This window comes from Streptomyces sp. NRRL WC-3549, assembly GCF_000721935.1.
GTDB lineage: Bacteria > Actinomycetota > Actinomycetes > Streptomycetales > Streptomycetaceae > Streptomyces.
On sequence record NZ_KL585411.1, the window covers coordinates 47,223 to 47,783 of the forward strand.

Below are 561 nucleotides of genomic sequence, written 5' to 3' on the forward strand. Positions count from 1 at the left end.
ACCGCCGGCAGCGGGCTGCGGCCGGCGGATCTCCGGACGGCGAGATCGGTCCGGCACATGCCGCAGCCCGCGATCTCGACCAGGATCTCGCCGGCGGCGAGTTCCGTGTGCAGCAGCACCTCCTCGACCGTGAACGGGCTCTCGGCGGAGCGCAGTACGGCCGCCTGGAATCTCATCCTCACTCCTGCCGTGGGCGGTGGACGACAAACGGCCGGAGGTTGCCGTAGAACCCCCACGGCCCTCCCGCGACGCCGACACCGCTGTTCTTGACGCCCGAGAAGGGCTGGGCGAGGGACAGTTCGGCGTGGTGGTTGATCCAGGCTGTTCCGCAGTCGAGCCGGTCGGCCACGGCCTCGGCCCGGTCGAGGTCGGTCCCCCACACCGAGCCGCCCAGCCCGAAGCCGGTGCCGTTGGCCGCCTCGACCGCCTCGTCGAGGCTCCGGTAGGGCAGGACCGGCAGCACCGGGCCGAACTGCTCCTCGGTCACCACCGGGCTCTCCGGCGGGACATCGGTCAGGATCGTCGGGGCGTAGAAGCTGTCTCTTATACACATCTCTGATG

At 70.4% G+C, this 561-nt stretch carries 1 protein-coding gene and 1 pseudogene; both read right to left on the minus strand.

Going from position 1 to position 561, the window contains the following annotated elements; genetic code table 11:
• Nucleotides 1–176, minus strand: a pseudogene (locus tag IH13_RS42520) (NAD(P)-dependent alcohol dehydrogenase); the annotation flags it as partial.
• A 2-nt stretch (nucleotides 177–178) separates the two neighbouring features.
• Nucleotides 179–561: aldehyde dehydrogenase family protein (locus IH13_RS0120250; protein ID WP_158791236.1), on the minus strand; the 383-nt coding region annotated here is incomplete at its 5' end.